Origin of the sequence: Trichloromonas sp. (genome assembly GCF_034006665.1) — a bacterium.
In the GTDB taxonomy this organism is placed as follows: domain Bacteria; phylum Desulfobacterota; class Desulfuromonadia; order Desulfuromonadales; family Trichloromonadaceae; genus Trichloromonas.
In genome coordinates, this window is the sequence record NZ_JAVESI010000024.1 from 17,804 (window position 1) to 32,411 (window position 14,608).

The 14,608-nt window shown below is 58.6% G+C and carries 16 protein-coding genes; 11 read left to right on the plus strand and 5 right to left on the minus strand.

Going from position 1 to position 14,608, the window contains the following annotated elements; genetic code table 11:
* Positions 1–16 precede the first annotated feature (16 nt).
* From RBR25_RS10360 to RBR25_RS10405, 10 genes are all read left to right on the plus strand, one after another.
* Positions 17–1,312, plus strand: coding sequence for a TRAP transporter large permease (locus tag RBR25_RS10360; RefSeq protein WP_432819476.1), 1,296 nt, complete (start codon positions 17–19; stop codon positions 1,310–1,312).
* A gap of 19 nt (positions 1,313–1,331) precedes the next feature.
* Positions 1,332–1,757, plus strand: a complete 426-nt coding sequence (locus RBR25_RS10365; protein ID WP_432819477.1) for a universal stress protein — start codon at positions 1,332–1,334, stop codon at positions 1,755–1,757.
* A 286-nt stretch (positions 1,758–2,043) separates the two neighbouring features.
* On the plus strand, positions 2,044–2,445 hold the full coding sequence (locus RBR25_RS10370) for a hypothetical protein (RefSeq protein ID WP_432819478.1): 402 nt from the start codon (positions 2,044–2,046) through the stop codon (positions 2,443–2,445).
* A gap of 81 nt (positions 2,446–2,526) precedes the next feature.
* Positions 2,527–3,456, plus strand: coding sequence for a hypothetical protein (locus RBR25_RS10375; RefSeq protein ID WP_432819479.1), 930 nt, complete (start codon positions 2,527–2,529; stop codon positions 3,454–3,456).
* Positions 3,457–3,567: 111 nt separating this feature from the next.
* Positions 3,568–3,921: a hypothetical protein gene (locus RBR25_RS10380; RefSeq protein ID WP_432819480.1), complete on the plus strand. Its 354-nt coding sequence runs from the start codon at positions 3,568–3,570 to the stop codon at positions 3,919–3,921.
* Between the two features lie 47 nt (positions 3,922–3,968).
* A complete protein-coding gene (locus RBR25_RS10385; protein ID WP_432819481.1) occupies positions 3,969–5,369 on the plus strand; it encodes a DUF4384 domain-containing protein in 1,401 nt (466 codons plus the stop codon).
* 4 nt (positions 5,370–5,373) lie between these two features.
* Positions 5,374–5,682, plus strand: a complete 309-nt coding sequence (locus RBR25_RS10390) for a hypothetical protein (protein ID WP_432819482.1) — start codon at positions 5,374–5,376, stop codon at positions 5,680–5,682.
* 11 nt (positions 5,683–5,693) lie between these two features.
* Positions 5,694–6,437, plus strand: coding sequence for a hypothetical protein (locus tag RBR25_RS10395; protein WP_432819483.1), 744 nt, complete (start codon positions 5,694–5,696; stop codon positions 6,435–6,437).
* A gap of 14 nt (positions 6,438–6,451) precedes the next feature.
* Positions 6,452–6,763: a hypothetical protein gene (locus tag RBR25_RS10400; protein ID WP_432819484.1), complete on the plus strand. Its 312-nt coding sequence runs from the start codon at positions 6,452–6,454 to the stop codon at positions 6,761–6,763.
* A gap of 55 nt (positions 6,764–6,818) precedes the next feature.
* The gene (locus tag RBR25_RS10405) at positions 6,819–7,535 is read left to right on the plus strand and encodes a head GIN domain-containing protein (protein WP_432819485.1); all 717 of its coding nucleotides are present in this window, start codon (positions 6,819–6,821) and stop codon (positions 7,533–7,535) included.
* A gap of 421 nt (positions 7,536–7,956) precedes the next feature.
* Here RBR25_RS10405 and RBR25_RS10410 read toward each other — a convergent pair whose 3' ends face one another.
* Positions 7,957–8,286 carry a hypothetical protein gene (locus tag RBR25_RS10410; RefSeq protein ID WP_432819486.1) on the minus strand — a complete coding sequence of 110 codons (330 nt, stop codon included), beginning with the start codon at positions 8,284–8,286 and terminating at the stop codon, positions 7,957–7,959.
* Positions 8,287–8,487: 201 nt separating this feature from the next.
* Entirely contained in the window at positions 8,488–8,991 is a 504-nt protein-coding gene (locus RBR25_RS10415) for a rubrerythrin family protein (protein ID WP_432819487.1), read from the minus strand.
* 239 nt (positions 8,992–9,230) lie between these two features.
* On the opposite strand from RBR25_RS10415, the gene RBR25_RS10420 reads away from it, so the two are divergent.
* On the plus strand, positions 9,231–9,677 hold the full coding sequence (locus RBR25_RS10420; protein WP_432819488.1) for a hypothetical protein: 447 nt from the start codon (positions 9,231–9,233) through the stop codon (positions 9,675–9,677).
* Positions 9,678–9,686: 9 nt separating this feature from the next.
* Here RBR25_RS10420 and uvrA read toward each other — a convergent pair whose 3' ends face one another.
* From uvrA to RBR25_RS10435, 3 genes are all read right to left on the minus strand, one after another.
* A complete protein-coding gene (gene uvrA / locus RBR25_RS10425) occupies positions 9,687–12,521 on the minus strand; it encodes an excinuclease ABC subunit UvrA (RefSeq protein WP_432819489.1) in 2,835 nt (944 codons plus the stop codon).
* Positions 12,522–12,544: 23 nt separating this feature from the next.
* Positions 12,545–13,540, minus strand: coding sequence for a 4-hydroxythreonine-4-phosphate dehydrogenase PdxA (gene pdxA, locus RBR25_RS10430; protein ID WP_432819490.1), 996 nt, complete (start codon positions 13,538–13,540; stop codon positions 12,545–12,547).
* 101 nt (positions 13,541–13,641) lie between these two features.
* Positions 13,642–14,595, minus strand: a complete 954-nt coding sequence (locus RBR25_RS10435) for a SurA N-terminal domain-containing protein (protein ID WP_432819491.1) — start codon at positions 14,593–14,595, stop codon at positions 13,642–13,644.
* Positions 14,596–14,608: the final 13 nt, after the last annotated feature.

The window sequence follows — 14,608 nt, forward strand, 5'->3', positions numbered from 1 at the left end:
CAGCAATCCCGGATTCATGGAAAACAGCTATCTGATCATATTGGCTATCCTGCTCGGCGCGCTCGCCACTACGGTGCCGGTCTTCATGGCGCTCTTCTTCACCGGGCTCCTCGGCCTTTCCTGGCTGATGGGGATCGATCCCCGCATCGTCATCGAAGTCCTCTACCGCAGCATGGACAAATTCGCCTTGATCGTGGTCCTCTTCTTCGTCCTCTGCGGCAACGTCATGACCACCGGGACGATTGTCGAAAAGCTGATCAAGACCGCCAATGTCCTGGTCGGCTTTCTCCCTGGCGGACTGGCCATGGCCGGTATCCTTGCCTGCGGCCTGTTCGGCGCCATCTCCGGCTCGACCGTGGCCACGACCGTCGCCATCGGCGGCTTCATGATCCCGGCCTTGATCGACAACGGCTACGAAGAACGCTTCAGCGTGGGGATCATGACCACGGCGCCGATTCTCGGCATCGTCATCCCGCCGTCGATCGCCATGATCCTCTATGCGATGGTGACCAACGACTCCCTGGAAGCGCTCTTTCTCACTGGGTTCATCCCCGGCTTCCTGATCATGCTCGCCATGTCCCTATACGCCTATGTCGTCTGCCGCTCCAAGGGCTACGCCGTCCGCTCCAAGCCGACCCTGACCGAAGCCATCGCCACCCTGAAGGAGAGCTTCTGGGCTCTGCTCTTGCCGGCAATCATCTTCATCGGCATCTACGGCGGGGTCTTTACCGCCAACGAAGCGGCGGTAGTCGCCTGTTTCTATGCCTTCTTCGTGGAGATCGTCATCCACCGCGACATGCGTCTGCGCGACGTAAAGACGGTGATTGTCGCTTCCGCCGTCACCTCGGCGACCCTGCTCATTATCGTCGCCGGCGCCTCGGTCTTCGGCGAGTACCTGACCTTCGAGCAGATTCCCGACAAAATCGCCAACGCCGTTGTCGGCAACATCCAGTCACCGTGGGTCTTCCTGCTGGCGGTCAACATTCTCCTCCTGATCATCGGCATGTTCATGGACATCATCTCAGCGACCCTCATTCTGACCCCGATCTTTCTGCCGCTGCTCGCCAAGTTCGGCGTCGACACCATGCACTTCGGCCTGCTCATGACCATCAACCTGGGGATCGGCTACTGCACCCCCCCCCTTGGCGTGAGCCTCTATATCTCCGGAGCAACGGTCAACCGCGACCTGCTCTACGTCTCGCGCGCGGTCTTTCCCTTCCTCGTGATCCAGATACTGTTGCTGCTCCTCTTCACGTTCTGGCCCAATCTCGTTCTGCTCCTGCCGCGCCTGATTTACGGCTACGGCGGCTGAGCATCGGAGGCCGCCCGGCATGAGCGACAAAATTCTCGTTCCCCTCAACGGCTCTTCCACCGCAACCCGTGTCGTTCAGGGAATCATCCGCGAACAGCAACGCTTATTCGGCGAGATCACCCTGCTCCATGTCCTCGATGAAGACAAGCTGAACTACCGCATGATCCCCGATTTTCAGGTAGAAATGATTCGGGAGCATGCGCGCAAGGCCGCCCGGCAGATTCTGGAAGCGCACCGCGACACCCTCGCTCGGGGCGGCGTGACGACGGAGATTCGCCTCGCCTCCGGCTCCCCCCGGCAAATCGTCTGTCGCATCGCCAAGGAAGAGAGCTTCAACCTGCTCATTCTCGGCCGGCGGGGGACCGGTGAGATCCGCGACATGCTCTTCGGCTCGGTGGCTAACTACGCTCTGCATAATGTTCTTTGCCCGGTTCTCCTTTTCTGAGGACTCTTCTGTTCCTGCCAGGCCTATTTTTTTACCAGAAAAATCAAAAGATTTTAGCATGTTAAAAATCCTCTAAAGAAAAATACCGGGGCTATTGACAAAAACCCGGCGGTTTCATGTAAAATGAATTCCTATTCGCAGAAGCGCCGTGAATCGGGGGAATTCCCGGCCCCGCCAAATGAATAATTCCGACAAGACATTCAATAGTTTTTCTGTATTGTCCTTCCAAAAAAACGAACATATCTACCAACCGGCAAAGAGAGGAAAATCCCAAAGGACAGCCTGAATGTTTTCTCGGCTTTTGACACTCTCATTTCTGTTTCTTGTTGCGCTGACCCTTGTAGCAGTGCCGGTGGTATCCCAGGAACTTTCCCGGCCGCTCACCTTTTCCGGCCCGCAATTTGAAATCATCGACCTGACAGCCAACTTTCATTCGGACGGGCGAATTTTGGTGGTCAACGGACGAGTTAAAAACAACGGCTTCTCTACCGTCACCGGCTTTGCCACGGTATACTTCAAAAGTGCCGACCACTCTGTTCTCAAGGCCGTGGAAGTGGAAGTCAACCGTAACCATCCCATTGCGCGGGGCCATACGGGTTTTTTTGAAACCAGTACCCGGGTCGACAGCATCGGGGGTCTCGCCAACGTTTCGGTGGAATTTACCGAAACCGCAAGATTGCTTAAATGAAGCATCGGGTTTCAACACACGGGAGGAACCCGTAACCGCCGCAACGGCACTAAACCAACGGGGAACAACGAAGGAGGAAACATGAAGAAGCAGGTCGCAATCGTAGCAGGGATGTTCGTATTGGCCGGTACCACCGCTTTCGCCGCATCGGACATCAAGGGGGCACTGATTAACCAGTCCAACGCCCAAGGCGCTGCCAACATCGCCATTGGTCAGGACAACAAAGCCGCCATGGGCGCCCTAGGCGTCAGCAATTCGGCGATCAAGGGCGCCGTCATCAACCAGTCCAACGCCCAGGGTGCCGCCAACATCGCCATCGGCCAGGGCAATACCGCCAACATGGGCTCCACCGGCATCAGCGGCTCCGACATCAAGGGTGCCGTCATCAACCAGTCCAACGCTCAAGGCGCCGCCAACATCGCCATCGGCAAGGACAATACCGCCAACATGGGCTCCACCAACATCAAAAATTCGGCCGTTAAAGGCGCGGTGATCAACCGTTCCAACGCCCAGGGTGCCGCCAACATCGCCATCGGCCAGGGCAATGAAGCCAACATGGGCTCCACCAACATCAGCGGCTCCGACATCAAGGGTGCCGTCATCAACCAGTCCAACGCCCAAGGCGCCGCCAACATTGCCATCGGCAAGGACAATACCGCCAACATGGGCTCCACCAACATCAAAAATTCGGCCGTTAAAGGCGCGGTGATCAATACCTCCAACGCTCAAGGTGCCGCCAACATCGCCATCGGCCAGGGGAACACCGCCAACATGGGCTCCACCAACATCGTCGGCTCCGACGTCAAAGGCGCGGTAATCAACCAGTCTAACGCCCAGGGCGCCGCCAACATCGCCATCGGCCAGGGGAACACCGCCAACATGGGCTCCACCAACATCAAAAATTCGGCCGTCAAGGGCGCGGTGATCAACACCTCCAACGCTCAGGGCGCCGCCAACATCGCCATCGGCAAAGGCAACGAAGCCAACATGGGCTCGGTGACCGTGAAGTAATCCCGCTCGATACGCCGCCCCCGCCCCAAGCGGGGGCGGTAATGACAGTGCAAGAGTCGATGAACCCGTCGATGCCGGCCAGGCGTGACGGGTTCCCTTTAAGAAAGGACCATGGCGATGACAGGCAAATACTGGGCCACTCTCTTTCTATTCGTCGGATTGCTCCTGGTCGGCACCGGTGTCGCCCTGGCGGATGACCTGGATGACGGCATCAGTAAATTTACTGATGACGGCGTGGATAAATACGATGAACTGGGGGAAAAAGACCGTAACATCAGCTTTATCGTCCAAGACGCTAAAAGCCGCGCCAATGTGCGCGCCCAGGCTGGGCAGGAACAAGGCATGGCCGGCACCACTGGTGGAGGGAACATGAACAGTGTGATCTTGGGTCCGGGCGGCAACGTCAGGGGGGATATCATCATCATCGACCAGAGCAAGGGGGACAAGACCCAGGTGGTCGAATAGCCAAGCCCGTTTCGGTGTATCACATACAGTGATGAAGGGATAGATGGATGGAACGTATTGCTCGCTCTTGTCGATATCTGCTGTTGCCGCTTTTCCTGCTGTTGGCCGCCTGCGCCGGCCTCGATCCAGCCAATGTGGACGTCCAGCTGCCGGATTCGGCGCCTCAGGCGAAAACAACCTCCTACACCCAGGCCTTGCGCGATCTGGGGCTCATGACCGAAATTTACGGCTCTCAGATAGTCAAGATCCAGAGCAATCCCATCGGCGACAATACCGGGACCTCGGGCACTACCGGCGGGGAGATCCCCCGGGATATCACCGAGATGATCAAGAGTTCGCTGAACTCCATCGGCGGGCAGGTAACTTTCATCCCTTACGACCCGGCCTTCATCCAGAATCAGATCGTCACTGGCTATTCCACCTTCGACAACAAGCTGATTCCCGACGTCGTCATCAGCGGTGGCATCACCGAGTTTGACCGCGGCCTGGAAACCCGCGGCAAGGGGACCGATGCCGGTGCCGAAGCCACCTTCACCCATGCTCCCGGCTGGGCTCCTTCCAAGTCGGTGAGCGTTGATTACAGTGATTCGGACAAAGTCGGTCTGGCGCGCATCACTCTCGATTTCAACCTGCTCGACTTTCAGACCATGGCCGGTATTCCCCGCATGAATACCACCAACAGCATGGAAGTGAGCAAGGGCATGGCCGAGCGGGAAATCGGCATCACCCTCTTTGGCCCCACCTTCGGCCGCAAAGGCTCGATCAAGAAAGTTCAAGGTCGCCATGCGGCGGTACGTCTGCTGGTGGAAGCCAGCATGATGCAGATTGTCGGAAAATACCTCAATCTTCCCTATTGGAAACTGCTTGGTGAAGATGCCGAACCGGACCAGGTGGTCATGGACTCCATCTCCCAGGAATTCTACCGCAGCACGGAGGCGGAACGGATCGCCAAGGCGCAGGTCTGGCTCTTCCTCATGGGTCATAACGTTCCGGTTAACGGCGTTCTCGATCAGCCGACACTGGCGGCCCTGACCACGGTCGACTCCTCCGTCTCCATGCAGACGACCAGCGTCAGCGTTGAAACCTACGGCAAGCTTTTCCAGTCCGTTCCTATTAAACCGGCTACCCTTGGACGCAGGAATATGCTTCTCAGCGGCGTGACTCCGCCCGCCACCCCTGTTGCTGCGCCGCCACAGCAGGCGCCAACACCGACACCCGCGACCGTCCAATCCACTCCGGCTCCGACGCCAGCCCCACCGGCTCCGGCTCCGGCTCCGGCTCCCACGCAGCCGGCGTCGCGAAAGGCTCAGGCAAGCAAGGCTGCAGCTGCTGCCGCCGCCAGCAAGCCGACACCGCCACCGGCACCCAAAGCCGCACCGGCTACGGCTACGGCACCTGCATCGACCGGTGCTTCGGTCGGGCGAAAACTCAGCGACGAGGAATGGTGAGAAAATGCCGACCAAAGCACCTCATATTGTCGCTATTTCCCTGTTGCTCTGCGCCTTTGGACCCGGCGCCGCCCTAGCGACCGCCGGTAATCGTGCCATGGTCGAGGAAAGGGTAAAGGAGCTGTCCGAGCTCAATCAACAACTTCTTGATCAGGAAGATCTCTCTCGAGACGGAAAGCTCGAACTTAAAGCCGAGGCCCGATATCTTGAGGACGGAACTATCAATCTGAGGGTTTACAGCCGAAAGTTCTCTACGATCGAGGAAAAACCTATTACCTTCGAAGGCCAGCAAACCAAAATTTCTGCCGAATAAAGGAGCGTTACATGCCTAGCAAGTATCCTGGTTTTTTTCTGGCGGTGCTGAGCTGCCTGCTGCTGGTGGCAACGCCGGCGATGGCCGGCAACAAACGCATCATGAGTGTCAAGGCCGCGAAGGTCATGGCGGAACGCGCTTTGGTTGAATCGGTCTATGGACTCAAGCTGCGGGCCGAAGAGCGGGTTGAGGACATGGTTGCCGCAAGCTTCATCGGCAACACCGAGTCCAAGACCGCCGCCCAGATCAAGGGAATTGTCTTCGAAGAAGTCATTTACGACGCCAACCAGGATATTGCCCAGGTGACGGCCTCAGTGAAAATACCGAGTATCACCAACATCGATGGCCAGACGGTGAACCTTGGAAATAAAGTCTTTCGGCGCGTCGGCTTCGCCACCTCCACCCCCAAGGCGGCTGGTCCACTCAAAGCTCTGCGCGCGGCGGAACTGGACGCCTACAAGGAACTGATCAAACAGCTGGTCGGCTTCGAATTGGAAAGCCATACCACCGTAGAAAACTTCATGCTCACCTCCGACTTGGTAAAAACCAAGGTTATGGCGACTCTCTTCATGGCGGAACTCGCCGAATACGGCTGGACGCCAGAAGGGGATGCCTATGTGAAGATGCAGCTCAACCTGAAGGATGCCTCGGAAGTCTTGGGGCAGAACCTCATCACGGACCGGGAAATCATCGACGTTGAAGGACAGGGCGCTCAAGTTGATGATTTTACTGCCGCTAACGGCAAAAAAAGATAATTTCCGGAGAATCAATGGATACTCAGCCGCAAAAAGGTCGTTTCAAATATTTCTGCCTGGGCTTGCTCGCCGCCTTGGCCGTGATGCTGTTGGCCGGTGCCGGAGACATTGTCGGCACAAACAATTTCGGCCCGCCCAATTATGGTCGTTACCAGATCTCATCATGGAGCGCCGACTTTGGTGAAAAAGGCGGCGGGTTTGGTCTCTTCATGGCCGATACCGCAACCGGCGAGGCCAAGCTCGTCTACAGCCGGGTCTTCGGTGGGCTCGGCAACGGCGAGATCAAAAAGGATGAACTGGGTAAGCCCTTCGGCAGTATCAAGTAGCTACCGCTTGCGATGGCATGCAAATGACCAATCCCCCAGACCTTAAGGAGCTGCCATGTGCGCTCGACATCTTAAAACGTTCTTGTTCCTTTCCTGCGTCGGCATCCTGCTCGCCTCGGGACATAGCTGGGGAGCCGTGCAGATCAACATCGGCTCGAACATCGTCAATACCGGTAACGTCAGCGGCTGCGTTCAGGGAAGCGGCTCCGCCAAGGAGCAAAGCCGCTCTCTGCCAGCCTTTCACGCATTGGAAGTCGACGGTGCCTACACGGTCCGTATCGCCTGTCAAAAGGATCAGAGCGTCGAAATCTCCGCCGACGACAACCTCCTCCCCTTGATCCTGACCGAGGTTCAAGATGGGATCTTACGCGTCACCTCGAAAAAATCGATCTGCGCCAGCGCGCCCATGACCTTGACCATCAGCGTGAAAACCCTCGACTTGATCCGTTCCAGCGGCGCCAATGAGTTTCAGGTACAAAATCTCAACGGAGATGACCTGAAAATCGAACTTTCCGGTTCCAGCAACATGACCCTGGAGGGTAGGGCGGAGCGCCTGAACGCCAAAATCGACGGCGCCTCGGGGCTTCTCGCCCGGCAACTGAAAGCAAAAACAGTTACCGTGGCAATCAGCGGCGCCGGTTCCGCCGAAGTCCACGCCAGCGAGCGTTTACACGGGGAGATCAGCGGCGTCGGCAGTATCCGTTACGCCGGGAATCCCGGCGAAGTGACCCGAAACATCACCGGCTGGGGGGATATCACCCCCTTGAACTGAAACCTGTTTTCACAACGGCGACTCCAGTGCGGAATCGCCATTTTTTGCTTTCACCTTAACCTCGAGCCACCGCTATCCGCTTCTGCGAAACCGACTCCCTTGATAAGAATCGAATTCTGTTATATATTGCTAGACAAATCAAAGGAGGTCGACAATGGAATGGCTCTGGTTTATCGGTCTTATCATCCTGTGGTATGTCGTTAACCGCTGGATTTTACCTCGTTTTGGTGTGCAGACTTGAATCTCCAGTTCCTGCAACCTTCCCGTGCGGAAGGACAAGAACAAACAGTCAGCCAATGACGAAACGGGCAGCCCTTAGGCTGCCCGTTTTTTTAACAGATCATCGGTGGACAATATTGCATTTCTCCGCTGGCAAACAGGTCAACATCCTAGACCACGCCAACCCCTTCACCTCGCTCCGTCAACGCAGGGGGGTAGCGCACCGGGGACAGGTCAGCATGCTGGTGGAAGGAACCTTGTGTCCACAGGTCGGACAGTTGAACCAGTACTTGCAGAACTTGCACTGGGGATCGGAAAGACCCTGCTTCTTCTTACATTTGGGGCACAACCGGTACATCTTGCGGGATTCGATATATTCCTTGAACAACAGTCCACAACGAGGGCAAACGTCCTCTCCCCGCTTCCGAATTTCCGCCCCGCACCCCGGCGCCGGACAGACAAAAACCGTCTTGCAGGCCTTGCACCAATATTTACCCTTTTGCTCTTCCTTACATACCGGACACTTTTCCATAGAAACCTCTCTTCTTCCCTTTCCGGGCATCAACAAGCTCGGAAATGCATGCTCTGTAGCATTTCTGTAAAGCGGTCTTCGTCCCGAACCGAAGACAGGGTGAAGGGCTGATGCGGAGCACGGACCAAGCGGCAGATCGCAGCCTTGAAAGAGGGGAGAACCGGAGCGCCGGTTCTCCCCGGTGCTCCGGCAGGAGGAAAATCAGTCGATCTTCTTGAAAGCGCTTTTCGCAGCGTTGCAGACCGGACAGGCTCCGGCGGGTTCGCCTTCGTGGGTATGCCCGCAGACCTGACAAACGTAGTAGTCCACGTCCTCGTTCCGTCCGAGACTGTCAAGGGCTTTCTGGTAGAGAGTGGCATGCTCCTTTTCTACGGCATTGGCGAACCTGAAATTGCGCAGGGCAACCTGCGCCCCTTCCGCTTCGGCCTCGGCGATCATGCGCGGATACATGCTGGTAAATTCATGGGTTTCACCACCAATGGCAATCCGCAGATTTTCCGCCGTATCGGCAATGCCCCCCATGGTCCGCAAGTGGGCGTGAGCATGCACGGTTTCGGCATCGGCAGCCGCGCGAAAGAGTTTGGCCACCTGAAGAAATCCTTCTTGCTCCGCTTTTTTCGCGAAGGCCAGATAGGTCCGGTTGGCCTGTGACTCTCCAGCAAAGGCTTCCTGAAGATTCTTTTGGGTCTTGCTTGCTTCGGTCATTCCATAACTCCCTGGTGGTTGAGGGTGGGTCTCATACAAACCTGCGGCACTCAAAGCCGGGAGGTTTCACTTATCACAGTCTTAAATTTTAACGAACCACGGCAGCCTGTCAATCACGCCAGAGGCAGCTGCCCCTTTTGCCGCGTGCCTTTTGCTTGCGTCCCACCCCGAAAAAGATTAGCATAAGTCGCTGGAAGCTATTGATATCAACTCCCTTTTTCCGACCAGGAGACAGTTCGATGAACGATTACCGGGTGGAGAAAATCGAACTTCCCGTCACCCTCTTTCTCGCCGACGGCGTAGTGCATGAAGGCATTCTCTTTCTCAGTCCCTTCAGTCCTTCCCACAGCGGACAACAGCGCTTGGTAGAAATATTTCACGAACCGGATGTCTTCTTCCCCTTTCGGGACAAAAGTGGCCGCTTTGCCCTAGTCAACAAGAGCGCGATCACCCATGTCCGTTATCCCCTCCAAGAAGAGGAAAGAGAGTTTGGCAACTGGAACCGCGTACGCCTGACCTTCTACGGCGGCGAACTTCTGGAGGGAGACATTATCATCGCCATGCCCGCCGGCAAAGGGCGGCTGCAGGACTACGTTAATTCAACCCCCGGCTTTTTCTGCCTCTACAGCCACGACGCCCACTATATCGTCAACGGCGACCTGATCCGGGAAATCGCCCCTGCCTGAGCCTCGATCCTACAGGTTGAGGTAAGCGCGCAGATAACGCCCGGTGTGGGAACGGGAGTCCCGCGCCACCTCCTCGGGAGTACCGACAACGACGATCTCCCCCCCCCGGCTCCCGCCCTCGGGACCGAGGTCGATGACGTGGTCGGCGGTCTTGATTACGTCGAGATTGTGTTCGATGATCACCACTGTGTTGCCGCTCTCCACCAGCCGCTGCAGCACGTCGAGCAGTTTCTGGATGTCGGCGAAATGCAACCCGGTGGTCGGCTCGTCGAGAATGTAAATCGTCCGGCCAGTAGCGCGCTTGCCCAGCTCCTTGGCCAGCTTGACCCGTTGCGCCTCGCCGCCGGAGAGGGTCGTGGCGCTCTGCCCGAGCTTGATGTAGCCCAGGCCTACATCGCGCAGGGTTTCCAGCTTGTTCTTGATGCGCGGAATGTTCTCCAGGAATTTCGCCGCCTGGTTGACGGTCATATCCAGCACCTCGGCGATGCTCTTCCCCTTGTATTTCACCTCCAGGGTTTCCCGATTGTAACGCGCCCCGCGACAGACCTCGCAGGTTACGAAGACGTCGGGCAGAAAGTGCATCTCGATCTTGAGAATGCCATCCCCCTCGCAGGACTCGCAACGCCCCCCCTTGACGTTGAAGGAAAAGCGTCCCGCCTTATAGCCCCGTACCTTGGCCTCGGGCAGTTGCGCGAAGAGGTCGCGGATGTCGGTGAAGACCCCGGTGTAGGTCGCCGGATTGGAGCGGGGCGTGCGCCCGATGGGAGACTGATCGATGTCGATGACCTTGTCGAGTCCTTCCAGGCCGAGGATGTCGTCGACCTTGCCGGCCTTCTCACGGCTGCGGTAGAGGCGCTGGGAGAGCGCCTTATACAGGGTATCGATGACCAGGGTCGACTTGCCGCTGCCGGAAACACCGGTGACGCAGGTCATCACCCCGAGGGGGATTTTCACATCGATTCCCTTGAGATTGTTTTCCGCAGCCCCCTTGACCTCGATGCAGCGCTCGCTCCGGCGCCGCTGGGCCGGCAGGGGGATGGTCAACTCGCCGGAGAGATAGCGCCCGGTCAAGGATTTCGGGTTGGCGAGAATCTCCTGGGGCGTTCCCTGGGCCACCACCTCACCGCCGTGAACACCGGCCGCCGGTCCCATATCGATCACAAAGTCAGCTTCGAGGATCGTTTCCTCGTCATGCTCCACCACCAGCACGGTGTTGCCAAGATCGCGCAGCTTTTTCAGGGTTTCCAGCAGCCGCCGGTTGTCCCGCTGATGCAGGCCGATGGAGGGCTCATCGAGGATATAGAGTACCCCCATGAGGCTGGAACCAACCTGGGTAGCGAGACGGATGCGCTGCCCCTCACCGCCGGAAAGAGTGCCGGCGGTGCGATCGAGGGAGAGGTAGTCGAGGCCGACGTGGGAGAGAAAGGAGAGACGCTCGCGGATCTCCTTGAGGATGCGCCGGGCAATCTCCGCTTCCTGCTTCTCGAAACGCAGCTCGGCAAAGAAGCTTTCCGCCTCGGCGATAGAGAGCGCCGTCACTTCGCGGATGTTGCGCCCACCGACACGCACGCAGAGGGATTCCTTGCGCAGTCGGGCGCCGTCACAAGTGGGACAGGGCATGACGTTCATGAACTGGCCAAGATGCTCCCGCACCCCATCCGAATCGGTTTCATGATAACGCCGCTCGAGGTTGGGGATCACCCCTTCGAAGGGCTTGTGGTAATACTGGCGACGCCCGCCCCCCTGATCGAAGTAGAAGCGCACCTCCTCCTTACCCGAGCCGTACAGCAGCACCTGCCGTACCCGCTCAGGGAGTTTCTCGAAGGGTTGGTTAATGTCGAAGCCATAATGGTCGGCCAGCGCCTCGATCAGCTGGAAGTAGTAGCCGCCGCCTCCCCGCGTTTCCCAGGGGACGATCGCCCCCTCGCGCAGGGAGAGGGCTGGATTGGGTACCACCGCCTCGGGGTCGAAATACATCCGCGTCCCCAACCCCGAGCAGTCGGGGCAAGCGCCGTAGGGACTGTTGAAAGAGAACATGCGCGGAGCGATCTCCGGGTAGGAGACGCCGCACTCGACACAGGCGTGCTGTTCGGAAAAGAGGAAGGAGCTTTCCGTCGTTCCCGCGCCGTCAACGATCTCCACCCGGACAATCCCCTCGGCCAGACGCAGGGCGGTCTCCAGCGAGTCGGCCAGGCGCCCGCGCACATCGGGCTTGACCACCAGTCGGTCGACCACCACCTCGATGGAGTGTTTCTTGTTCTTGTCGAGAGCGATCTCCTCGGCGAGTTCGCGCATCTCGCCGTCGATGCGCACCCGCACGAACCCGTCGGCCATGAGCTGCTTCAACTCCTTGCGGTACTCCCCCTTGCGCCCGCGCACGATGGGAGCCAGAATCAGCAGCCGGCTCTTTTCCGGCAGGGCGAGGACGCGGTCGACCATCTGTTCCACCGTCTGCGAGGTGATCTCCTTGCCGCAGGAAGAACAGTATACCCGGCCGACCCGGGCGTAGAGCAGACGCAGATAGTCATAGATCTCCGTCACCGTCCCGACCGTCGAGCGGGGATTGTTCGAGGTGGTCTTCTGCTCGATGGAGATGGCGGGAGACAGCCCCTCGATACTCTCCACATCGGGCTTCTGCATCTGCCCGAGAAACTGGCGGGCATAGGCCGAGAGGCTCTCAACGTAGCGGCGCTGACCCTCAGCATAGATGGTGTCGAAAGCGAGGGTGCTCTTGCCGCTCCCGGAAACGCCGGTGATGACCACCAGCTTGTCCCGGGGAATCTCGACGTCGATGCATTTCAGGTTGTGCTCGCAGGCACCTTTGATAACGATTTTATTAGCCATGAAAACCGGTGATGGGTAATTGGTTATAAATGCGCCGCCATTTTTTCGGCCAGGCGCACCGCCGCGACCAGACTGGCAGCGCTGGCTTTGCCGGTGCCGGCGAGATCATAGGCGGTGCCGTGATCGACGGAGGTGCGAATAATGGGCAGCCCCAGGGTGACGTTGACGCCATCCTCGAAATGGAGGAGCTTGAGGGGAATCAGCCCCTGATCATGATACATGCAGACCACCGCATCATATTCCCCGCGCACGGCGAAATAAAAGAGGGTATCGGCGCTGTGCGGTCCGCTTGCCGCGATCCCCTCAGCCCGGGCGGCGGCGATGGCCGGAGCGATCAGGCGCGGCTCCTCGTCGCCGAACATCCCTTGCTCGCCGGCATGGGGATTGAGGGCCAGAACTGCGATCCGCGGCCGCTCCAGATCGAAGAAGCGGCGAAAAGCGGCATCGGTGATGCGGATGGTTTCGAGAATCTCCCTTTCGCTGAGCACTCGCGGCACCTCGGCCAAGGCCAGATGGGTGGTCACCAGGCAGACCTTGAGGCGCTCGCCGGCCAGCATCATGACCACCTTCTCGACGCCGCAGCGCTCGGCAAGCAGTTCGGTATGGCCGGGAAAGTCGCAACCGGCGGCATGAATCGCCGCCTTGCTGATCGGCGCCGTGACCATCGCCGCCGCCCGGCCGGCCAGACACTCGGCGCAGGCCCACTCGATGTAACGCAGCATGGCCCGGCCGCAAGGGATGTCCGGTCGGCCGTAGATCAGCTTATCCGCCACCAGCGCCGACAACGGTACGACGTCGAGAGCGCGCCCGCCACAGACCAGCCGGAGCCGTTTGCCGGCGGACTCGACCACGCAAGGAACGCCGAAGACCGCTGCCGCCCGGCGCAGAACCGCCCCATCCCCGGCCACCCACAAAGGGCGGGAAAGGGCATCGAAAGCGCCGTCGAGCAGGGCCTTGAGGATGATTTCCGGTCCGATCCCGGTGGGATCCCCCTGGGTAATAACGATCGGTCGCCGCATAAGCCTCCGGACCTTGGGCAAACGCCCAACAAAAAATTATTCTCGTAAAAAAAAGCCCCGCCGGCAAAGGCGGGGCTCATGCTCTCGCATGGACAAGACCGCTATTGCCGGATATCGATCCGCGCCGACTTGCGCAGGCTCTCGGCCCAACTCTTGAATGCCCCATCGGTCTTCTGTTCGGTGAGTGTCTTGGCGATCTCATCCTTGACCGCGTCGAACTGCCGCACCGAACCGGCATTACGCTCCACCACCTTGAAAAGATGAAAGGCCCCGGGGGTCTCCACCGGCTCGCTGATCTTCCCAGCCGTAAGACCTTTCACCGCATCGGCGAAGGCCGCGGTCAACTCTTCCTCGGCCACCTTCCCCATATCCCCCCCCTGGGCACGGCCGGCCCCGGAATAGTCCGCCAGCACCGCGAGAAAATCTGCGCCATCGCGCATGCGATCCCGCGCCTCCACGGCCAGGGAACGCACCGACTCGACCTCGGCGGGTCCGGGTCGGTCGGGGAGAGGAAAAGTCATGCGGGCCAGATGAACCGTCGGCTTCTGCCGATAGTCATCGATGTGCTCACGGAAGTAGTCGAGCAGTTCCTGCTGGGAGACGTCGACTTTGCTTTTGACCTCACGCCCCAACAACTTGAAGCGCAGGATCTGTTCGCGCAGATTTTCCTGATAGGCCTTGAATTCCATCCCCTGCAGGCTCAGGGCTTCGATCAGTTCCTCGCGAGACAGCTGGTTCTGCAGAAGGACATCATTGATGGCCGCCTCGATCTCTTCCTGACTCACCTCCAGCCCCAGCTCCTTGACCCGCTGCCGCACCAGGGTTTCTTCGATCAGGCTGTTCAGCGCCCGCTGTCGCAGTTCGTCCAGATCGCCGGAGGAAAGACGCGCCTGAGCCTCAGCGCCCATCTTCCGTTTTTCCAACTCCCGGTCAATCTGGTACTGGGTGATGACCTCCGCATTCACCACGGCAACAATACGATTAACGGTCTGCGCAGCATAAAGCGTCGCGGGAAAGAGCGCCAACATGAGCAGAAGGGCGAGAAAACGATGCATCGCATATCCTTGT